This window comes from Brevundimonas sp. (assembly GCF_019636155.1).
Lineage (GTDB): Bacteria > Pseudomonadota > Alphaproteobacteria > Caulobacterales > Caulobacteraceae > Brevundimonas.
Window position 1 is genome coordinate 82,086 of record NZ_JAHBYB010000009.1, and the last position, 22,334, is coordinate 104,419.

Genomic DNA, 22,334 nt, shown 5'->3' on the forward strand with positions numbered 1-22,334 from the left:
ATCGCCCTCCGCCGACCTGCTTCTTTACCGCGATGTAACTGGCCTCGCCCGACCGGAACCGGCATGGCGGAGGACGAAGGGGGATTTCCATGAAAACCGCATTGTGCAGCGTCAGCGGCCTGGCCCTTGCCCTCAGCCTGGCGGCCTCGCCCGTCCTGGCCCAGTCGGCGCCGGCCGCGCCCCCGCCATCGGCCGATGGGCGCGGGGTCCTGGCGTTCGAGCCCGCCTTCTTCGCCGAGGCGGCGCCGAACACGGTGCTGGACATGCTGAACCGTCTGCCCGGTTTTTCGCTGGAGTCCGGCGACAGCAGCACGCGCGGCTATGCCGGCGCCGGCGGCAATGTCCTGGTCGACGGTCAGCGGCCGGCCATCAAGTCCGAAGGCCTGGAATCCTATCTGCGCCGCATCTCGGCCTCGTCGGTCGCCCGCATCGAACTGATCCGCGGCGGGGCGCCGGGCATCGACATGCAGGGGCGGCCGGTGATCGCCAATGTGGTGCTGCACCGCACCGCGTCGGTCGAGCGGGTGGTGGAGATCAGCCCCTATCTCTATCCGGACGGATATATCGGTCCGCTGATCCGCGGCCAGTACACGCGCCGCGAAGGCGAAACCAGCCGCGAGTTCGCCTTCAGCGCCACCAGCGACAAGCGGGTCGATCTGGTCGGCGACGGTTTCCGGCGGCGCTATGATCCGGCCGGCGCCCTGATCCAGGACGCGCGTCTGGACCTGAACGACCTGTTCCAGAACGTCAGCGGCTCGGGCGCCCTGCAGCAGCCCCTGGCGGGAGGCCGACTGCGGCTGAACGGCATGCTGAGCTACAACAACTCCGAGAACGGCCAGTCCCTGACCATCCTGTCCGGCGCGGGCGAGGACGAGCGCAGCGACCAGTTCTCCGAAGGGCTGAACGGCGAGATCGGGATCAGCTGGAGCCGCCGCCTGGGGCCGCGCACCGAACTGGAGCTGACCGGGCTGCAACGGTCTTCGACCGGAGAGGACAGGAGCGTCTTCACCCGTGGCGGCTTCCAGTCGGTCTTCACCGCCGACGAGACCGAGGGCGAGAGCATCGTCCGGGCCCTGACCCGATTCCGCGCCAACGACCGCTGGGCGTTCGAAGGCGGGGGCGAGGTCGCCTACAACGTGCTGGACAGCACCACCACCTATGCCGAGAACGGCGTCTTCATCGCCCTGCCCTCGGCCTCGGTCAAGGTCGAAGAGTTGCGCGCCGAGGCCTTCGGTCAGGCGACCTGGCGGCCCCGCGACAATCTGACGATCGAGGCCGGCCTGCGGGTCGAGGTGTCGGAGATCAGCCAGTCCGGCGACAGCGACCGGTCCAAATCCTTCGTCTATCCCAAGCCCCGGGTGCAGCTGACCTGGACCCCCGGGGCGGGCCACCAGCTGCGCCTCAGCTACGAACGCCAGGTGGGCCAGCTGGATTTCGGCGACTTCGTCGCCTCCTCCGAGGTCGACCTGGGCCAGGTGACGGCGGGCAATCCCGACCTGGTCCCCGACAAGACCGACGCCTTCGAGATCGTCTATGAGCGCCGCTTCTGGAACGAGGCGGTGCTGGAACTGCTGGCCGCCCATGTCGAGATCAAGGATTTCGTCGGCATCATCCCCCTGGTCGGCGGCTTCGACGCGGTCGGCAACATCGGCGACGGAACCATGGACCAGGGCCAGGTCAAGCTGACCCTGCCGCTGGACCGGCTGGGCGTGCCCAATGCGCGCTTCCAGGCCCGCGCGACCTGGAGCCATTCGGAGATCACCGACCCCGTCACCGGCGAGACGGTGGCGTTTCCGGGCAATGACGGCTTCGGCTGCGGCGTCGCCTTCAACCAGGATCTGCGCGGCGGCCGGTGGAGCTATGGCTTCGACCACGGCTGCGACCGGGATGCGGGCTATAACTATCGGACCCGCGAACTGCGCCGCACCGACAAGACCGCCTTCATCATGGTCTATGGCCAGTGGAAGCCGCGCCCGGACCTGACCGTGCGGCTGGAGGTCGGCAACGCCGATCCGCGCATCCTGGGCCGTGAACGCTGGGTCTATGCCGGAAACCGCGACACCGCGCCCCTGTCGTTCCACGAGGTCCAGGAGACCAGCTCCTATCCCTGGTTCTGGCTGCAGTTCCGCAAAACGCTCTGACCCTCCGCCCTCAAGCCGCGAGCGACCGCGTCGCGAGCATAGGGCAAGCAATGCCCTCAGGCAGAGAGCCGCCGCGCGGCGAACGGTAGGGCCAAAAAAAGAGGCGGCGTCCGCACGGACGCCGCCTCCCTGGTTTCAGGCTTGGGGGTCAGCCGGCGGTGGAGTCCGCCGGCCGAGCCACATTGCCGTCCTCGCGGCCGCCGTCGGTGACGGCCGGGCCGGGATGATTGTTCGGGTCGTTCACCCCGTTCGACCATTTGGCGATGAAGAAGCTGGCCACGATGAAGCCCAGGCCGATGCCGACGCCCCACCAGCCCAGCCGGTTGAAGACGTCCATGGACGTCTGCAGGGCCGCGCCCGGATCGGTCACCTGGCCGCCCACGGTCTCGGCGCCCGCCAGGCCGGCGATCATGCCGCCGACATAGTGGGCGATGGCCGAGGCCATGAACCAGACCGCCATCATGAAGGAGACGATGGCCGGAACCGACAATTTGGTGATCTCCGACAGGCCCACCGGCGACAGGAACAGCTCGCCGGTCGTGTGCAGCAGATACAGGATGGCCAGCAGCACCAGGGGGGTTCGGAAGGCCTCGTCCACCATGCCGGACTTCACGCCCCAGACGATGACCAGGAAGCCCAGCCCGACCTGGATGATGCCCAGGCCGAATTTGACCACCGGGTTCGGATCGATCCGGCGCTCGCCCAGGAAGGCCCACAGGGCGGCGAAGATCGGCGCGAAGATCAGGATGAAGCCCGCGTTGAACGACTGGGTCTGGGACGCGGTCAGGGAGGTGTTGATCCAGCCCCACCAGTTGGAGGTGTCCAGACCGGCGGCGGCCACCTGGGCGGGCGAGCCCACAGGCATGCCGAACAGGGTGTAGGCCTGGCTGGTGATGGCCAGGTCGACGTTGCGTTCGGCGAACAGGTTCAGCGACGAACCGGCCTGTTCGAACAGGGTGAAGAAGATCACCGAACCGAACACCAGCACCATGGCCAGCATCATCCGCTCACGCGCCACACGGTCGCATTTGAAGACGATGAACCAGGTGACGAAGCCCAGGGCCGCTACCGTCGAGATCAGCAGGCCGATCCCGACCAGAGAATGGTTGGGCACCACGAACCACAGCAGGCCGACCCCGACGAAGCCGAGGATGTAGATCAGCCATTCGCGGTTGATCGGCCCCACGATCGGGCGGCGCATCAGTTCGGGGTTGGGGCTCTCGCCCTTGCCCTGCAGCAGCTTCTTGCCGAGGACGAAGACGATCAACCCCGCCAGCATCCCCAGGCCGGCCAGGCCGAAGCCCCAGCCCCAGCCATAGGTCTGGCCCAGGAAGCCGCACAGGACCGCGGCCCAGAACGAACCCAGGTTGATGCCGTAGTAATAGAGGGTGAAGCCGGAATCCCGACGCGGGTCGCCCTGGGGATACAGTTGCCCGACCAGGGTCGAGATGTTCGGCTTGAGGAAGCCGACCCCCATGATGATCAGGGACAGGGCCAGGTAGAAGATGTTGACGGCCGTCCGGTCCTGATGGGTCTCCAGGGTGAAGGAGCCCTGCGGCAGGGTCGCCGGCACACTGGCCGTGGCCGGCAGGTCGACGATGGTGAAGACCCCGTCTTCGCGGGCGTAATCATAGGGTTGGCCGTCGATCACCACCTGGGCGTGACGGGCGTCGCCGCGGCCTTCGACCACGATCTCATAGGCCTGACCCTGATAGTCCAGGCTCTGACGCGCGCCGCCGCCTTCATAGGCCATCAGGCCGTGGCCCATGACCAGCAGGATGGCGCCGAAGACGATCGCCTTGCGCGTGCCGATATAGCGGTCCGCCACGATGCCCCCGATCAGGGGCAGCAGATAGACCAGAGACCCGTAGGTCCCGTACTGGCCGGTGGCGAAGCCGTCGTCGAAGAGGAAATGCTGCGTCAGATAGAAGATCAGCAGGCCGCGCATGCCGTAGAAGGAGAACCGCTCCCACATCTCGGCGAAGAAACAGGTGATCAGACCCTTGGGATGGTTCTTCAGGATCTGCATCAGGACAGGGAAGCCTGTCACCAGGGTGACGATCACCCCCAGCAAGATGACGATATTCATTCGATGCCTTTTCGCATGTGCCGGGCCCTAACAGCGACCAGAGCCTGAACGGGCCCGCAGCGCATCCGCCTCCCCCGGCGATCGGCGCGAGAAGACCACCGGGCGACAGGCTTTACAAGTCGTAACCGTTGGTGATCCGGCAGCGCCGCGCCCGCGAACGCCCTGCCCGTGGCGGGCCGGGAGCCGAGCATGTCCTTCTCCCCTTGTGGGAGAAGGTGGCAGGCGAAGCCTGACGGATGAGGGGTCGCACGGGCCTGTCCGTCGTCAGAAGGCCAATGGCACGGGCCGGAGAGACCCCTCATCCGACCCGCTGACGCGGGCCACCTTCTCCCACAAGGGGAGAAGGAAGAATTGGCGACGCCTCCGCCAGCGGATGCTGCGAAGTGATGGGAAGGCGGCGGAGCGTCGGGCCATCGCCCGGCGGGGATGTATGAGTGCCGTGTTCGGCGAGAGGTCTGACGCTCCGCACGGAGGGTTTCCACGAGCTCGGGGCGGGCGCCGATCTTTTCGGCTACTCCCGGTGGCCCGCGGCGGGCGGGCCGGGCCAACGACCCGGTCCCGGAACGGCCAGAGTAACCCCCTCGGCCCTCCCTCGATCGCCGGACCCGTCGCCAATGACTGTCCGATCCGACGACCGCAGGCCCGTGCGTGTGAGTGACACGCACAGCCCCGCTTCCTCCGCTCCCGCCGCCGCGAAGTCGCTGGCCTCGCGGCCTCCCCATGCGACGGGACCAGGGGAGTATAGGGCCGTTCTCAGCCCAGGCGTGTGGGAGGGGGCTGGCGGCGGGGATTGATGAGTGAGACCAAGGAGATGGGTTTCCTGACGCGCGCAGTTGGCGTTCCTGACCTTCTCCCAGAGGGAGAGGGCTTGAGGCTCGCAGAGCGAAGCGATGCGCATAGCCGAAAGGGTGAGGGGTTACGGCGCCCGCCCGGTGAGAGCGAAACCCCTCACCCTTTCACGCAAGTCCAATCGCCCTGACGGGCTCTTGGGCGTTCAAGCCCTCTCCCTATGGGAGAGGGAGGAGTGTGTGAGGTCGAAGGTCGGGGTGTGAGGTCGCACCCTCCACCCCTCCGTGGCCCCCCTCCCCCGTAAACGGGGGGGAGGATCTGGGAAGGTGTCTATTGCCCATAAGGCGTCATCGAGAAGGGGCGCGAGCCTGCGTCTGTGGCCCAGGCGCGGTTCGGTTCGGCGCTCATGACGAAGGTCAGTTCGCCCCCGGCCAGGATCTGGTCGTGGGTCACCACCGACCGGTTCAGAGGCCGGCCGTTCAGGGTCACCGAGCCGACGTAGGGATGGTCGTCCGACAGCCCCTCGGCCCGGATGGTGAAGCGGCGGCCGTTGGGCAGGTTCAGGGTCGTGCGGTCCACGAAGGGCCGGCCGATGACATATTCGTTCGACCCCGGCGTGACGGGATAGAAGCCCATGGCGGTGAACATCAGCCAGGCCGACATCTGGCCCAGGTCGTCATTGCCGGCCAGGCCGTCGGGGGTGGTCCTGTACTGGCTGTCGACGATCTGTTTCAGCCGCTCCTGGGTGCGCCAGGGCTGGCCCGCGTAGACATACATATAGGCCGTGTGGTGGCTGGGCTCGTTGCCGTGGATATACTGGCCGATCAGGCCGGCGATGTCCTCGGCGTGGGAATAGTCCAGCCCCGTGTTGTCGTAGTCGAACATGGCGTCCAGCTTGGCCACCGTGGCGGCGTCGCCTCCCATGGCCGAGACCAGGCCGCCCAGGTCCTGGGGCGCGAACCAGGAATACTGCCAGGCGTTGCCCTCGGTGTAGTCCGAGCCGTAGTTGATCGCCACCGGATCGAACGGCTCGCGGAAGGTTCCGTCGCTCTTGCGGGCGCGCACGAAGCCGGTGACCGGATCGAAGGTGTTGCGCCAGAAGCCGGCCCGCCGCTCGAAGGTCGCGGCCACGTCGGCCCGGCCCAGGTCGCGGGCCATGCGGGCGATGGTCCAGTCGTCATAGGCGTATTCGACGGTCTTGGACGCCGCCTCGGGCTCGCGGTCGATGGCGGCGTAGCCCAGGTCGATATAGTCGCCCAGTCCGCCGTAGGGCCGGTAGGTCGCGCTGGCGATCATGGCGTCCAGGGCGGCCTCGCCGTCGAAGCCGCGGATGCCCTTCATCCAGGCGTCGGCGATCACCGGCACGGCGTGATAGCCGATCATGGTCCAGGTCTCCTGCCCGGCGAAGGACCAGACCGGCAGGATGCCGTGCGGGCTGTGCCGTTGCGAGGCCAGCAGGGAGTTGATCATGTCGGCGTTGCGGCGCTCGGGCTGGACCAGGGTCAGCAGCGGATGCTCGGCCCGGAAGGTGTCCCACAGCGAGAAGGAGGAGTGAAAGGTGAAGCCCTCGGCCCGGTGCACCTGGTTGTCCGGCCCGCGATAGCGGCCGTCGGCGTCGCCCGAGACGCTGGGCGCGATCAGGGCGTGATAGAGGGCGGTGTAGAGGCTGGTGCGCATATCCTCTGACGCCTCGATGTCGATGGCGCCCAGGGCCTGTTCCCAGGCGGTGCGGGTGGCGGCGCGCTGGCCGTCGAAGTCGAAGTCGCCGCCCTCGCTGTCCAGGTTGCGGATCGCCCCTTCCTCATCGACGGTCGAGATGGCCACCTTCACCAGCAGCGGTCCGTCCAGGGGGCCGAAGTCGAACGCCGCCTCCAGCGCCCGGCCTTCCAGAACCTGCTTCTCCTCGGGCGTGCGGCCCGGCTGGCGGAAGCCGTTGTAGGGGATGTCCGTCTCGGTGTTGCGAATGGCGTGGCCGGTCATCGGCTGGGAGAAGCGGATGGCGAAATACAGCTGGCGCGCCGGGGCCCAGCCGCGCGTCTCGCGGAAGCCGGTGATGGTCCCGTCGTCCCGCACCCGGATGCGCGACCACAGCACCTTGCCCGGATAGTCATAGATGGAGCGGCGGAAATCCAGCAGCACATGGGCCGGCTGGCCCGACGGGAAGCTGTAGCGATGCAGGCCCACCCGCACCCCGGCCGTCAGCTCGGCCCGGACGCCGGAGTCGGTCAGATCGACGGCGTAATATCCCGGCTCGGCCGTCTCGGTCGCCTTGTCGAAGCGGGATCGATAGCCCGAGCCCGGCTGGTCGGCCTCGCCCGGCTCCCACTTCACCTCGCCCGACAGGGGGGTCAGAAGGACATCGCCCAGATCGGAATGGCCCGAGCCCGAGAAATGGGTGTGGGAGAAGCCCAGTATGGTCGGATCGTCGTGGCGATAGCCCGAGGCCCAGTCATAGGACTGGCGGAACGGCCGGATGTCGGTGTCGGGGCTCAGCTGCACCATGCCGAAGGGGGCCACGGCGCCGGGGAAGGTGTGGCCCTTGCCCGCCGTGCCGATGAAGGGATCGACGGCGTCGAACGGCGACACCTGGGCCTGGGTCTGGGCATGGGCGGCGCCCGCCAGCCCCATGACGCCGACCAGCACCGATACGATGGCGGTTCTGAACATCGCGATTCCCCCTTGATGGTCCGGCGCGACCATAGGCGGAAGGGGGATGGAGCGTCAGCCCCTGTTCGACGCCCCGGCTCAGTAAACCAGGGACAGCCGGACCTTCAGCCCGCCGCGATCGCCCGAAATGTCGGCGTCATAGCCCAGGCCCAGGTCGATATAGGAGCCGGGCGCGGCGCCTTCGCGGGCGTTGAACCAGCGGCGCCAGTTGAGGCGCGGCCCGGCGCCGACCGAGGTGTCGTCAGCAAGCGCGCTGTCGTGCCAGACGGTGGCGCCCAGGCCCAGGGTGAACAGGTCGCGCGACCCGGCGCGCCATGTACGGCCGACCTGGCCGTCCAGCACGCCCAGGGTCTGGTCCGCGTCGATCATGTGGGCGAGGTCGCCATACAGGCGCCACGACGTCCAGCTGTCGGCGTCGTAGCGCAGGTCGCCGCCCGCCTCGGCCGACCAGGCGGCGCGCAGCATGGTGTCGTCGCGGGCCGCGTCGCCGATGGCGACCATGCGGCTGGCCTCCAGCACCAGATTGGTCGCCGCGAAGGGCTTCCACCGCGCCCCGACCCAGCCCTGGACGCTGTCGCCGCCGGTCGCATAGCCGGCGGGGGCGTCCAGCGTACCATAGGCGCGGACGAAGACGTCCAGCGGCCGCCCGTTGCGATAGCCGCCGACCCGCCAATAGGCCTCGGCGCCCGCCTGGGTCACGTCCTCGCCGCCGCCGCCGGACGACAGGGTCGAGACGGGGCCGTGTTCGAGGGTGGCGTTGAAGCCGCCGCGCCGTTCCAGGGTCTCGATCTCGCGGCCGATCTCGTGGCGCCGCTGGGGGCTGAGGTGATCGTTGCTGGGCAAGCTGTTCAGCCCCTGGCGGAACCAGCGCACGGCGTCGGCGTCGCGTCCGGCCCGCTTGGCCGTATAGGCGGCGTCCAGGGCGGTGGCGCCGGTCAGCGGGGCGCGGGCCTCGGCCCGGGCGAAGGCGTCCAGGGCGCGGGCGTCGTCGCCGACCGCGACGGCCAGCATGGCGGCGTTGGCCGGATCGTCCGCCGGCAGGACGCCCAAGGCCCAGGCGGCGTCGAAGGCGCGGGCGGCTTCGTCCCGGCGTCCGGCCTGGAGCAGGGCCTGCACCTCGGCGCGGGCGGCATAGGCGCGGGCGCCGGCCTCGGGCGCCAGCTCGCCGGCCAGGGCGAAGGCGCGGGCGGCCTGGTCGGTGCGGCCCGCCCCGGTCGCGGCCTCGGCGATGCGGCTCTGCACGCGATAGTCGCGCACGCCGGACACCGGCGCCAGGGCGTCCAGCGCCTCCGCATGGCGGCCGCCGCGCAGCAGGGCGTCGGCCCACAGCAGACGGTAGTCCAGGCTGTCGGGCGCCAGGGTGACGGCGCGCGCCGCCGACTGGGCCGCGCCGGTCGTATCGCCTCGGTTCAGCCGGTCATAACCGTCCTGGGCCGCCTGGACGGCGGCGGGGTCCTGGGCCAGGGCCGTGGCGGGGATCATGGCCGGCAGGGCCAGGGCGGCGACGGCGGCGCCGATCAGGCGGGCGGAACGAAAGGTCATGGCGGGGGTCTCACACATGCGGGGCCGGTTCCGGCTCAGCGGCGGGGGATTTCAGGGCGTCCAGCAGGGCCTGGTTGACCCAGGCGGCGCTCTTCTGGGCCTTCAGGGCGGCCTCGACCCGCTCACGCGGGGCCAGGCCCATGTCGATCAGGGTTTCGGCCAGGGGTTGGCCGCGGGCGCGAGACGCGGCCAGGGCCGACTGAAGGTCGGCGTGGCTGATGGCGCCTTCGCGCACCAGAAGGTCGCCCAGGCGGGCGTAGCCGGCCCGCACGCTGCGCCACAGCATCGCCTCCTGCGAGGCGTCCATCACGCCCGAGGCGCGCAGGCGGGCGGTCTGTTCGCGCACCTGGGCGAAGGCCTCCGGCTCCCAGGCGAAACGGACGGCGAAGGCGATGTCGCTGAGCGGGGCGAACAGGAAGCGGGCGTTCTTGACGCCGCGCCGACCCAGGATGCGTTCCAGCTCGATACGCTGCGGCGTCGGAAGGGGCTCGGCCAGGGCGATGTCGACCGAGCCGTTGGTGCGCCGCAAGGGCACGGCCCCATAGGTCGCCGCCTCCTGGGGGGTCAGCAGGTCCAGCACCTCGGGCGCGATCCGGAACGGATCGAACATGGAGGCATAGGTCTCGCCCCGCTCGGCGAAGGCCTCGGCCAGATACTCGTCCTCGACCGCCCCCAGGTCCAGCAGCATCAGGCCCAGCGGGCGATAATGGACCTTCTGCGTCTCCAGCGCGCGGGTCAGGTCGGCCTCGGACACATGGTTCCAGAAGCGCAGGGTGTCGCCCAGGCGACCCGCGCCCTGCTGAAGCTCGTCCAGCGAGGGATAGGCGTGCTGGGTCTTGTCCCAGGCGATCGGGCGGCGCGTGATCAGATGGGTCAGATACTGCCGCATGGCCCGCCAGAACGCCCCGAACGAGATCAGGTTCGACACCACGATCCGCACCGGCGCCAGCGGCGTGTGCTTCAGCCCGTGGTTGCTGAAGGTGAACCAAAGGCGATGCAGGATGCGGTTCACCAGGAACAGGAAGTTCAGCATCACCACCGTCCACACCCAGGGCCGGTCGATGATCGGCGGCAGTTCGACCGCCTGGGGCCAGAGCGCCTCGAAGCCCCACATGCCCAGCACCTGGGCCACGATGACATAGCCGAACATGCCGGTCGGGGCCGTGAACAGGGCCTTGCGGTCCCGATACAGGTAATAGCGGTTGATCGGACTTCCGAACCAGCCCAGCTGCTGCCAGCCCATCAGGGATATGCCCAGCATCCAGCGCGCCTTCTGGCGCACGCTGGTGGCGAATTTGTCGGGGAAGAACTCCTTGGTCGCCACCAGTTCACGGCGGCGATAGATCACCTCGCCCTTGCGGAACCAGGCCTTGCGGGTGCGCAGGATGCGGGCGTGATAGCGCACGAATTCGGAATGGTAGCCCAGGGCGCTGAGGCGATGGGCGACGTCATAGTCTTCGGTCAGGCTGTCGGTGTTGAACGGCTGGCCGTTCTTTTCGCGCACCAGGGCGGTCATGGCCTCGCGGTGGAAGGCGGTGGCCACGCCCGCCGACGGCGTCATCCCCGACAGGGCCGACCGGACGGGCAGGTCCTTGGTGTGGAACTCGGCGAACTCGTCCATGTAGTGGCAGGCGACCATCTTGGTCCATTTGCGGTCCATCGACAGGACCGGCATCTGGATCATGGCCGCTTCGTCGATGAACCAGTTGATCGTCTTCAGCCCATAGGGGTGCACCACGTCCTCGGCGTCGTGCATCAGATAGACGTCGAACATCTCGCCCGTCTTCTGTTCGTGCAGCAGGATGTTCTGGACGATCCAGTTCAGGCAGTCGGCCTTGGAGGTCGGGCCGTCGTGCGGGACCTCGGCCCGGTGCACGTTCGGGAACAGGCGGCGCACCTTGTCGACCTCGCGCCGGGTGTCGGCGTCGTTGGCGTAGACCCCGACGAACAGGTGGAACGACTGGTAGTCGAAGGTCTTGAAGGTGTTGGCCACCATGTTGGCGATGACATCCGCCTCCTGCCAGGCGGGCACCATGATGGCGATCCGCTTTTGCGGATGACGATCCAGCCAGGCCTGTCTCGGCGGCCGATCCCAGAAGGTGAAGAAGCGGACGATGCGCCGGACCCAGAAGGCCAGGTCGATGAACATGTCGTCGATCGACGAGACCAGGATCAGCACCGCCGAGACCATCACCGCGACCTGCAGCAGGCTCCAGTAGTCCAGCAGCCCGTTCCGCACCTGATCGCCGTCCGGCCGGTGAACGGCGAACCACGCGCCGGCCTCGGCCAGAACCGACTGAAGCTCGCCCACCCCCGCGTCGATCATGGCGTCAGACCGCCGCCCGGATAGTGGCCGCGTCGCGGGCCGGAAGCAGGACCGTTTCCAGGATGTCGGCGATGCGCGTCGCGGCGTGACCGTCGCCGAACGGACTGACCGCCCGCACCATCTCCATCCGCAGCGGCTCGTTGCTCATGAGGGCCAGGGTCTCGCGCACGATGGCGTCCGGATCGACGCCGACCAGGCGCGCGACGCCCGCCTCGACCGCCTCCATCCGCTCGGTGCTTTCGCGCAGCACCAGGACCGGGGCGCCGAACACGGGCGCCTCTTCCTGCACTCCGCCGGAGTCCGACAGGACCAGGCTGGCGCTTTTCAGCTGGGCGAGGAAGGCGGGGTAGTCCAAGGGGTCGGTGATCCGGATGCGAGGCTGGCCCGCAAGATAGGCGTCGACCCGCGTCCTAAGCATCGGATTCGCGTGGGCGACGAACACGATCTCGATATCGTCCAGGGCGTCGCGCACGGCGACGAGGGCGCGCAGCACGCCTTCCAGCCCCGTCTCCCAGTTCTCGCGGCGATGCAGGGTCACCAGAATCCGCCGCAGGCCGGGCGCCAGGGGCTCGGGCGTCACCCCGTCGCCGGCGATGCGGGCGCTGTCGATACCGGTGTTGCCGGTGATATGGATGCGGTCGGCGGGCACGCCCGCCCGCGCCAGGTTGCGGGCCGCCGCCTGGGTCGGGGCGAAATGCACCATGGCCAGCTGGCCGACGACGCAGCGCCAGGCCTCCTCGGGGAAGGGCCGGTCCAGGTCGAAGGTCCGCAGGCCCGCCTCGACATGGCCGACCGGAATGCGACGGGCAAAGCCCGCCATGGCCCCGGCCCCGGTGCTGGAGGTGTCGCCCTGGACCAGGACCAGGTCCGGCTCGATCCGGGCGAAGGCCTCGTCCAGCCGATCCATGATCTGGGCGAACCGGCCGCCCACCGACCGTTCGGGTGACGGCGGGGCCAGGCGCACGTCCGGACGGATGCCCAGATCCTCCAGGGCGCGGGCGTTCAGCTCGCCCTGCTGTTCGGTGGAGATCCAGACCGGCTGGAATCGCCGATGCGCGGCCAGGGCCGCGTGCAGCGGCGCCAGTTTGATGACCTCGGGCCTGGTGCCCGCGACTAGTGCGATCCTCATGGCCGCCCCCCGTTTCCGGACCCGACGCGGGTCCACGAGGCGGCCAATGGCAGAGCCTGATCCAACCAAACCTGACAGGCCTGTTGTCTGTCGTTCACATACGCCACTACGCCACGCCTACGCTCGCGCGCCCGGGGAGAGGCGCTCGGATTTTGCCGGTCTCCCAGCAAAGCGCGGCTTTTTTGTGCGCCGCAACGAAACGCGCCTTTTAGTTGTATTTCGTGACGATCTCCCGTGATGTCACAGGGGGCGATCCGATGCGGTCAGCCGGCCGGCTGTGACGTCCATCCGCCGGCCAGGGCCTTGAACAGGCCGATCTGGTAGGTGGTGATCAGGGCGTCGGACGCCGCCAGCTGGGCGTCGGCGCCGGCCAGGGTGCGTTCGGCGTCCAGCACCGTCAGGAAGCTGTCGGCGCCGGCGTCGAAGCGCAGGCGCGACAGACGGGCGGCGGTCGCCGCCTGGTCCCGCGCCGCCTTCAGCGCGGCGTTGCGGTCCAGTTCATTGGCGTAGTCAGCCAGGGCCGTCTCGGTCTCCTGCAGCGCCAGCAGCACCGTCTGGTCGAAGGCCGCCAGGGCGGCGTCGGCCCCCGCCCCCGCCTGCTGGACCCGGGCGCGGGCGGCCAGGATGTTGGGGAAGGACCAGCTGATCAGCGGCCCGACGCTGAAGCGGAAATTCTCGCTGTCGCCCAGGCCGTCGGCATCCAGGGCCGTCGCGCCGATCGAGCCGCCCAGTCGGATGCTGGGAAACAGGTCGGCCGTGGCCACGTTCACCCGCGCGGCGGCGGCCGCCAGGGTGCGTTCGGCCTGGCGCACGTCGGGACGGCGGGCCAGCAGGGCGGCGCCGTCGCCGACCGGGATCGGCTGGCTCAGGCGCGGCGGGGTCGCGCAGGCGCGGGCCGCCTCGGACGCCTCGGCCGGGGGACGGCCGGTCAGGGTGGCCAGCCGGAACAGGGCGCCGTCGCGCTGGGCCCGCAGGGGCGGCAGGCTGGCGCGGGTCTGCTCCAGAACGGCGCGGGCGCGGGCCACGTCCAGCCCGTTGCCGGCCCCGCCGTCCAGCAGCCGCTGGGTCAGGCCGGCGGTCTCGGTCTGAAGCGACAGGGTGCGTTCGGCCACCGCGATCTGGGCGTTGGCGGAACAGGCGTCGGCATAGGCGCGCGCGGTCTCGGCCGCGACCGAGACCTGGACCACCTCCAGGGCGGCGGCGGCGGCGTCCGCATCGGCGCGGGCGGCGCGGATCGACGATCCGACCCGGCCGAACAGGTCGATCTCGTAGGCCACGTCCAGGCCGACGTCATAGGCGTCGGTTTCCGGCGCCCTCTGCCCGGCGGGCAGGCCGGGGACGGTGGCGGCCGAGGCGCGGCTGCGGTTCGCCGCGGCGGTGGTGGTGGTCGAGGGCAGGCGGCCGGTGCGCGCCTCGCCCAGGGCCGCGCGGACCCGTCGCAGATTGGCGGCCGCGGCCTCCAGGTCGTGGTTCTCGGCCAGGGCCTGGGCGATCAGCTGATCCAGGACCGGATCGTCGTAGAGCCGCCACCAGTCGTCGCGCGCCGCGGCGCTGGACACGGCGGGGGTCGAGGCCCCGATGAAGGCGCCCGACGCGGCGGGGGGGAGGTCGGCGTCAGGCGCCTTCGGCCCGACCGCGCACCCGGCCGCCGCAAGGGCGATCGCGCTGACGGTCAGGAAGCGGATGGAGGCGAGCGGGGTCATCAGGCGTCTCCCACGCGGGGCGCGGCCGCGGCGCCGTCCGCATCGGGACGGTCGTGGGGCGGCAAGCCGTAGGTGGTCGGAATGGTGGGATCAGGCTCGGGCCGGCGCGGCATCCGGGCGGCGATCCAGCGGCAGGCCACATAGAAGACCGGCGTGAAGATCAGCCCGAACAGGGTCACCCCCAGCATGCCGAAGAAGACGGCCGTGCCCAGGGACTGGCGCATCTCGGCCCCCGGCCCGGTGGCCACCATCAGCGGCACCACGCCGAAGATGAAGGCGAAGGAGGTCATCAGGATCGGCCGCAGACGCGTCCGGGCCGCGCGGATGGCGGCGTCCCAGCGGTTCAGCCCCTCCTCCTCGGCCTGTTTGGCGAACTCGACGATCAGGATGGCGTTCTTGGCCGCCAGGGCGATCAGCACCACCAGCCCCACCTGGACCAGGATGTTGTTGTCCAGGCCGCGCAGGTTGACCCCGATCATGGCCGCCAGGATGCACATCGGCACGATCAGCACGACCGCCAGCGGCAGGGTGAAGGCCTCATATTGGGCGGCCAGCACCAGAAAGACGAAGATCACCGCCAGGGCGAAGACCATGGTCGCGCCGCCGGAGGCCTCCTTCTCCTGCAGGGCCAGGCCGGTCCATTCGTAGGAGAAGCCTTCGGGCAGGGCCTGGCCGGCCATGGCCTCCATCGCCGTCAGGGCCTGGCCGGACGAGACGCCCGGCGCCGCCTGCCCCTGAAGCTCGGAAGCCGGGAACAGATTGTAGCGCACGACGCGGGCCGGGCCGGAATCCTCGCGCAGGGTCGCCACCGATCCGATCGGCACCATGGCGCCGGTGGCCGAACGGGCCCTGAGGTTGGCGATGTCGGCGATGTCGTCGCGCGCCGACGGCTCGGCCTGGGCGGTCACCCGGAAGGTGCGGCCCAGATAGTTGAAGTCGTTGACGTAGGCCGAGCCCAGATAGATTCCCAAGGTGTTGAACACGTCCGCGGGCTGAAGGCCCATCATCAGGGCGCGCTCGCGGTCGACGTCGGCGGTGATGCGCGGCGAGCCGGTGTTGTAGGTCGAGAAGACCTGCTGGACCTGGTCCGGGGCCTGGGCGGCGGCGCCCATCATGGCGAAGGTCGCCCCTTCCAGGGCGCGATAGCCGGCGCCGGAACGGTCCTGGACCATCAGCTGGAAGCCGTTGCCGTTGCCCAGGCCCTGAACGGCGGGCGGGGCGATGACGAAGATGTTGGCGTCCTCGATGCCCGCCGTCGCGCCGGTGATGGCGCCGGCCAGGGCGGCCGCGGCGGTCTGGGGCGTCTTGCGCTCCTTGAAGTCGTCCAGGCGGACGAACAGGGTCGCGGCGTTGGAGCCGAACGAGAAGCTGGAGCCGTCCAGCCCGGCGAAGGCCACGGTGCCGTCCACCCCTTCGGTGGACTTGATGATCTGGTTGGCGCGCATCATCACCGCCTCGGTGCGATCCAGCGAGGCGCCGGGCGGCAGTTGCACCACCCCGATCAGGAAGCCCTGGTCCTGTTCGGGAATGAAGCCCGAGGGGGTGTCGATCAGGCGCCAGCCGGTCAGGGCCAGCAGGCCGACATAGATGGCCAGCATGACGCCCACGGTGCGGACCAGGCGCGCGGTCAGCCGGCCGTAGCGGTCCGACAGCCAGTCGAAACCGGCGTTGAAGCGCCGCCCGGCCTCGCCGAGGTAATGCAGACCCGTGCCCAGCAGGCCCGGACGCCGGCGCGGCGCCTCGTGGCTGTGCGGCTTCAGCAGCAGGGCCGCCATGGCCGGCGACAGGGTCAGGGACACCAGCAGGGACACCACCGCCGCCGTCGAGATGACGATGGCGAACTGACGATAGAAGATGCCCGGAATGCCCGGCACGAACATGGTCGGCACGAAGACCGAGACCAGCACCAGGCCGATGGCGATCAGGGCGCCCGACACCTCCTGCATCGACCGGTGGGCCGCCTCACGCGGGGTGAGGCCCTGGCGGATGTAACGTTCGACGTTCTCGACCACCACGATGGCGTCGTCGACCACGATGCCGACCGCCAGCACCAGGGCGAACAGGCTGAGCGAGTTGATCGAATAGCCCAGCAGCAGCTGGACCGCGAAGGTCGCCACCAGGGCCACGGGAATGGCCACGATGGGGATGACGGCCGCCCGCCAGGTCTGCAGGAAGACCACGACCACCAGCACGACCAGGAAGATCGCCTCGATCAGGGTGTGCTGGACCGACTCCACCGAGGCGGCGACGAATTCGGTCGGGTTGTAGGGGATGGAGATGGCCATCCCCTGAGGCAGGGTCTCGCGGGCGGTCTCGACCTCCTTCAGCACACGCTCGGCCGTGGCCAGGGCGTTGGCGCCCGGCTGCTGGATCACCGCGATGCCGACGCCGCGTTCGCCGTCGAAGAAGCCCTTGATACCATAGTCTTGGGCCCCCAGTTCGACCCGGGCGATGTCGCGCACCCGGGTGACCCGGCCCTGGGCGTCGGTCTTGATGACGATGTCGGCGAACTGGTCCGGATCGGTCAGCCGGCCCTGCACCTGGACCGGCAGCTGGAAGGCCGCGGCGTTGGTGGCGAACGGCGGCTGGCCGATGGCGCCGGCGGCGGCCTGGACGTTCTGGGCCCGCAGGGCGCCGACGATCTCCTGGGCCGTCAGGTTGCGAGCGGCGGCGCGCGCCGGATCGATCCAGATCCGCATCGAATAGTTGCCGCCGCCGAACACCATGACGTTGCCGACGCCGTCGATCCGCAACAGCCGGTCGCGCAGCTGGGAGTTGGCGTAGTTGCCGATGTAGTCGTTATCCAGCGCCCCGTTCGGCGAGGTCAGGCCGACGATCATCAGGAAGCCGCTTTCGGCCTTGTTGACCGTGACCCCGATCTGGCGGACCTGTTCCGGCAGGCGCGGTTCGGCCAGGGCGACGCGGTTCTGGACCAGCACCTGAGCGTCATCCAGATCGGTTCCCGGCTGGAAGGTGACGGTGATCGCCACCCCGCCGTCCGAGGTCGAGGACGAGGACAGATACAGCATCCCCTCGACCCCGTTGACCTCCTGCTCGATCGGCGCGGCCACGGTCTCGGCCACGGTCTCGGCCGAGGCGCCGGGATAGGCGGTGTTGATGGTGATCGTCGGGGGGGCGATCTCCGGATACTGCGACAGGGGCAGCAGCGGATAGGCGAACACCCCCATCAGGGTGATGAACACCGCGACCACGGCCGCGAAGATCGGCCGTTCGATGAAGAAGCGTGAAATGTTCATGATCTAGCCGCCGACGGCCAGGCTGTTGGAGAAGCTGGCGCTGGACGCCGGGGCCGGGGTGGCCACGGGCGCCGAGGCCGGGGTCGCGACCGGCCGGATCTGGCCGACCTTGGCCTGGACCTTCATGCCCGGCTGCTGGATGCGCTGGCCGCCGGAGATGATGACCCGGTCGTCCGGCTGGAGGCCGGAGCGGATCACGCGCAGCCCCTCGACCAGGGGTCCGGTCTGGACCGCGCGGGTGGAGACGGTTCCGTCGGCGGCGACCACCTGGACCACGCGGCGCGCCTGATCGGTGGCGATGGCGGCGTCGGGCACCAGCAGGGCCTGATAGCCGGCCGCGCCCGCCAGTCGCGCCTGGCCGAACATACCCGGCTTCAGGAAGCCGTCGGCGTTGGCGATCAGGGCGCGGAAGCGGATCACGCCCGAGGCGGGGTCCACGGCGTTGTCGGTGAAGGTCAGGCGGCCGGTGCGGCTGTAGTCCGACTCGTCCTGCAGCCGCACCTCGATCGGGGCGTCGCCCTGGCGGCTCTGGCGCTGGTATTTCAGCAGCAGGGCCTCGGAGCCTTCGAAGACGAAATAGATGGGCGCGCTGGACACGATGGTCGTCAGCACGTCGGCGGCCGACGATCCGCCGCCGACCAGATTGCCCGGATCGACGCGCCGGTCCGAGATCCGGCCCGCGATCGGGGCGGTGACGCGGGTGAACTCAAGATCCAGCTGGCGAGCGCGGATGGCGGCGTTGGCGGCGGCCACGGCGGCCTCGGCCTGGCCCACGGCGGCGCGATTGGCGTCGACCTCGGCCCGGGACACGGCCTGGGAGGCCAGCAGCCCTTCGGAGCGGGTCAGGTTGGCCTGGGCCAGAGACAGCTGGGCCTGGGCCTGGGCGAGGGAGGCGCGGGCCGAGGCCAGGGCCGCCTGGGCCGGGCGCGGGTCCAGGGTGAACAGCAGCTGGCCGCGCCGCACATAGTCGCCGTCGCGGAAATGGACGCCCGAGACATAGCCGCCCACGCGGGCGCGCACCTCGACCGTCTGGGTCGCCTCGAACCGGCCCGAGAACTCGTCCCAGTCCTGGACCTGGCGCGCCAGGGGCTGGGCCACGGTGACCGCCGGGGCGGGCGGGGCCTGGGCCTCGCTGCGCTGGGTGCAGCTCTGCATCGCGACCGCCACGAGGACGGACGCAACCGCGATTTTGACGGTGCGCATGGAGGATCGGTCCCTGAATTTCGGAAGATGCGCGGCAAGGGGGAGGCCGCAGTCAACGCCCGGTGACTTAATGGTGAGCGTCGCGGCGCTTGTCAACGCCTGATGACAAAGCCATATGTGCGGTGGGGATATTTCTGGAGACCCGAACATCTTGCTCTGCAACGTTCCGCGTCCACGCAACGCCGAGGCGACGCGCGCCGCCATATTGGCCGCGGCGCAAGAGCGCTTTTCGAACCAGAGCTATGACGAAGTCGGCATGCGCGACATCGCCGGCGACGTCGGCGTGGATGCGGCCCTGGTGTCCCGCTATTTCGGCTCGAAGGAAGAACTGTTCGAGATCGTCCTGGACAGTTGCGACAAGGGGCTGGACCTGATGGACGGCGACCGGGCCGATTTCGGCCGTCGCGTCGCCCAGGCGGTGATCCTGCAGCCGACCCACGCCGGCAAGCTGCGCGGGCTGATGATCCTGCTGCGGTCGATCGCCTCGGCCAGGGCGATGGAGATCATTCAGAGAAACGCCGACACCCGCTTCCACCGCCCCTTCGCCGACTGGGTCGGCGGGCCCGACGGCGCGGTGCGCGCCCGGCTGGCGGCGGGCTTCATCATGGGCATGGCCGTCAGCCGCGAAGTCACCGGCGGCTATGGGCTGAACGCAGACCAGTGCCGCCGCATGGTCGACCGGATGGCCGAGGTGCTGCAGGCCCTGATCGACGGCTAGATCACGGCGCCCGCCCGGCGGCGACCTGGACCACGTCGATGCGGCCGGTGCGGAAACCGGCCTCGCAATAGCCGAGATAATAGCGCCACAGCCGCTGGAAGCGGGGGGTCGGCGGGTCGTCCGCGCGGGCGGCCCAGGCGTCGAACCGCTCGCGCCATTCGGCCAGGGTGCGGGCGTAGTCCGGCCCCATGCGGCGCTCGACCCGGGCGGCCAGCCCGGCCTCGGCCATGAGCTGGTCCAACACCGACCGGGACGGCAGCATCCCGCCGGGAAAGACATGCATCTGGATGAAGTCGGGGCGGCGGCGATAGCTGTCGAACAGGTCGTCGCGGATGGTGATGATCTGCAGGGCCGCCCGCCCCCCCGGCGCCAGCAGGTCGCGCACCCGGCCGAAGAAGACGGGCCAGTAGGCCTCGCCCACCGCCTCGAACATCTCGATGGAGACGACGGCGTCGAACCGGCCCGCGACATCGCGATAGTCGATCAGCCGGATCTGGACCCTGTCGGCCAGGCCCGCGGCGGCCATCCGCGCCTCGGCATAGGCCTTCTGGGAGGGCGACAGGGTGATGGCGGTGACCCGCGCCCCCCGCTCGCGGGCCGCGTATTCGGCGAAGCCGCCCCAGCCGCAGCCGATCTCCAGCACATGACTGTCCGGACCGATCCCGGCGGCGTCGGCCAGGGCGGCGTATTTGGCGCTCTGGGCCTGTTCCAGGTCGAGGTTCGGCCGGTCGAACAGGGCCGAGGAATAGGTCATGCCGGGGTCCAGCCAGCCGGCGTAGAAGGCGTTGCCCAGGTCATAGTGGGCCACGATGTTGCGCCGCGCGCCCCGGCGGCTGTTGCGCGACAGGGCGTGGCCGACGGCGTCCAGCCCGCGCAGCAGGCGCGATCCCGTCACGATCCGCGCCAGCCCCTCGTAGTTGTCGGCGAAGGCGACCAGCAGGCCGGTCAAGTCGGGCGTGTCCCAGTCGCCGGCCAGATAGCCTTCGGCGAAACCGATGTCGCCGCGCCCGACCATCCGCGCCAGGGCGCGCCAGCGCCGCACCCGCCAGACCGCATGGGGGCGAGCCTCCCGGCCCAGCCGCCAGCGGCCGCCGCCGGGCAGGACCACGTCCAGCCGCCCCCGACCCCACAACCGCCCCAGCCGGACCAGCAGGGGCCGCGCCCAGAAGGGGGCGCGCGGCGGGCCTTCGGGGGCCGCATCGTCTTCGAAGGCCTGATCGGTCATGGCGCCGCTCCTTCGTCCCGGTTTTTAACATGGCCTCCCGTGCGAGGCTGGCAAGGGACCGGCTATAGGTTTCGGGGGCGCCGCCGGGGCGCCGATTCGCCGAAGGGCCGCCGGATGACGCGACATCCCCTGATCGCCGGGGTCGAACTGGGCGGCACCAAGGTGGCCTGCCTGCTGGCGCGCGGGCCGGACGACATACTGGCCCAGACGCGGATCGACACCGGAAACCCGGACACGACCCTGGCCGCCGTCTCGGACCAGCTGACGGCCTGGAAGGCGGCGCACGGCCTGGACGCGATCGGGGTGGCCAGCTTCGGGCCGATCGACATCGACCCCGGCTCGGCGACCTATGGTTCGGCCATCGGCACGCCGAAGCCCGGCTGGGACGGGATCGACCTGCTGGCGCCGCTGAAGGGCCTGGGCCTGCCCATCGGGTTCGACACCGACGTCAACGGCGCCGCCCTGGCCGAGGGCCGATGGGGCGCCGCCCGGGGCCTGTCGGACTTCGCCTATGTCACCGTGGGCACGGGCATCGGGGTGGGGGCGGTCGTCGCCGGACGCACCGTGCGCGGACTGGGCCATATGGAGGCCGGCCACCTGCGTTCGCCCCGGTTGAGGGGGCATGAGGGGTTCGCAGGGGTCTGCCCCTATCATGGCGACTGCGCCGAGGGGCTGGCGGCCGGTCCGGCCATCGCGGCGCGGGCGGGACGCCCGGCCGAGACCCTGGCGCCCGACCATCCGGCCTGGGACGAGCCGGTCCATGTGCTGGCGGCCCTTTGCCACAACCTGATCTACACCCTGGCGCCCCAGCGCATCCTGATCGGCGGCGGCGTCGGCATGGGCCAGCCGCACCTGTTGCCGCGCATCCGCCGCGCCCTGAGCGAAAGCCTGGGCGGCTATGCCCAGGCGCGGCTGATCGACGGCCAGATGGGCCAGCGGATCCTTCATCCCGGCCTGGGCGACCGGGCCGGGCCCCTGGGCGCCGTCGCCGTGGGTCTGGGCGCCCTGGCCGCGGTCAGCCGCAGCGGCTGAAGAAGGTCTCGATCCGGTCGCCGGAGCCGGGGTGGGCCGCATAGACGTGCCGGTCCTGGCCTTCCCACTGGGCGATCCAGCGGGTCTGACGGAAGCGCTGGAACACCGGTTCGGTCGTCCGCGCCATGGCGGTCAGCCAGTAGCCGTCGCCGACGCCATAGGGTTCGGCCTCGGCCTGGAAACGCTCGGTCTCGCCGCCGGATTCCAGATGGATTTCGGCCGGTCGGGCCTGGGCCGCATGGGCGGCCACCTCCAGCCGCGCCTCGCGGCCGCCCTCGCAGACCAGGCTCAGCCGCACGTCGTCGCTTTCGGCCTGGCCATAGACCAGCTGCACCGAGCCGTCGTGGTCGTTCAGGAACCAGTCGTAGCCGGCCACCGGCGCCGGAGCCGAGCCGCCTTCGCCCGCCGCTCCTTCGACGGACGGGGTGGTGGCGCAGGCCGAGACCAGGGCGGCCAGGGCGCCCAGGGCGCCCAGGGCCAGGATCGGCCGAACGGTGCGGATCGTCATCGGTC

Annotated in this window: 13 protein-coding genes; 3 read left to right on the top strand and 10 right to left on the bottom strand. The window is 70.1% G+C overall.

Annotated features, from left to right (window positions below):
• The first annotated feature begins 89 nt into the window (after positions 1-89).
• Positions 90-2,141: a TonB-dependent receptor plug domain-containing protein gene (locus tag KF910_RS10945; protein ID WP_292262550.1), complete on the top strand. Its 2,052-nt coding sequence runs from the start codon at positions 90-92 to the stop codon at positions 2,139-2,141.
• Positions 2,142-2,289: 148 nt separating this feature from the next.
• Here the strand turns inward: KF910_RS10945 and KF910_RS10950 are convergent, their stop codons facing one another.
• The 8 genes from KF910_RS10950 to KF910_RS10985 form a co-directional block, all read right to left on the bottom strand.
• Positions 2,290-4,230, bottom strand: a complete 1,941-nt coding sequence (locus KF910_RS10950) for a peptide MFS transporter (protein WP_292262554.1) — start codon at positions 4,228-4,230, stop codon at positions 2,290-2,292.
• Between the two features lie 1,119 nt (positions 4,231-5,349).
• Entirely contained in the window at positions 5,350-7,686 is a 2,337-nt protein-coding gene (locus KF910_RS10955; RefSeq protein WP_292262562.1) for a GH92 family glycosyl hydrolase, read from the bottom strand.
• Positions 7,687-7,764: 78 nt separating this feature from the next.
• Positions 7,765-9,228, bottom strand: coding sequence for an NfrA family protein (locus KF910_RS10960; RefSeq protein ID WP_292262570.1), 1,464 nt, complete (start codon positions 9,226-9,228; stop codon positions 7,765-7,767).
• A 10-nt stretch (positions 9,229-9,238) separates the two neighbouring features.
• On the bottom strand, positions 9,239-11,554 hold the full coding sequence (locus tag KF910_RS10965) for a glycosyl transferase family protein (RefSeq protein ID WP_292262575.1): 2,316 nt from the start codon (positions 11,552-11,554) through the stop codon (positions 9,239-9,241).
• Positions 11,555-11,558: 4 nt separating this feature from the next.
• Positions 11,559-12,683, bottom strand: a complete 1,125-nt coding sequence (gene wecB / locus KF910_RS10970; protein WP_292262586.1) for a non-hydrolyzing UDP-N-acetylglucosamine 2-epimerase — start codon at positions 12,681-12,683, stop codon at positions 11,559-11,561.
• Positions 12,684-12,946: 263 nt separating this feature from the next.
• Positions 12,947-14,386 (bottom strand): efflux transporter outer membrane subunit, encoded by a 1,440-nt coding sequence (locus tag KF910_RS10975; protein ID WP_292262592.1) that lies wholly within the window; start codon positions 14,384-14,386, stop codon positions 12,947-12,949.
• On the bottom strand, positions 14,386-17,643 hold the full coding sequence (locus KF910_RS10980) for an efflux RND transporter permease subunit (RefSeq protein ID WP_292262601.1): 3,258 nt from the start codon (positions 17,641-17,643) through the stop codon (positions 14,386-14,388). Before KF910_RS10980 ends, KF910_RS10975 begins: the two co-directional genes overlap by 1 nt.
• A gap of 3 nt (positions 17,644-17,646) precedes the next feature.
• Positions 17,647-18,846: an efflux RND transporter periplasmic adaptor subunit gene (locus tag KF910_RS10985; RefSeq protein ID WP_292262610.1), complete on the bottom strand. Its 1,200-nt coding sequence runs from the start codon at positions 18,844-18,846 to the stop codon at positions 17,647-17,649.
• Between the two features lie 151 nt (positions 18,847-18,997).
• Between KF910_RS10985 and KF910_RS10990 the strand changes: the two genes are divergently transcribed.
• Positions 18,998-19,564, top strand: coding sequence for a TetR/AcrR family transcriptional regulator (locus tag KF910_RS10990; RefSeq protein ID WP_292262635.1), 567 nt, complete (start codon positions 18,998-19,000; stop codon positions 19,562-19,564).
• Between the two features lies 1 nt (position 19,565).
• Here KF910_RS10990 and KF910_RS10995 read toward each other — a convergent pair whose 3' ends face one another.
• A complete protein-coding gene (locus KF910_RS10995; protein WP_292262642.1) occupies positions 19,566-20,789 on the bottom strand; it encodes an SAM-dependent methyltransferase in 1,224 nt (407 codons plus the stop codon).
• Between the two features lie 114 nt (positions 20,790-20,903).
• Between KF910_RS10995 and KF910_RS11000 the strand changes: the two genes are divergently transcribed.
• Positions 20,904-21,821, top strand: a complete 918-nt coding sequence (locus tag KF910_RS11000; RefSeq protein WP_292262650.1) for an ROK family protein — start codon at positions 20,904-20,906, stop codon at positions 21,819-21,821.
• On the opposite strand, the gene KF910_RS11005 is transcribed toward KF910_RS11000, so the two are convergent.
• Positions 21,805-22,329 (bottom strand): hypothetical protein, encoded by a 525-nt coding sequence (locus KF910_RS11005; RefSeq protein WP_292262656.1) that lies wholly within the window; start codon positions 22,327-22,329, stop codon positions 21,805-21,807. The two genes, KF910_RS11000 and KF910_RS11005, sit on opposite strands and share 17 nt — an antisense overlap.
• Between the last annotated feature and the right edge of the window lie 5 nt (positions 22,330-22,334).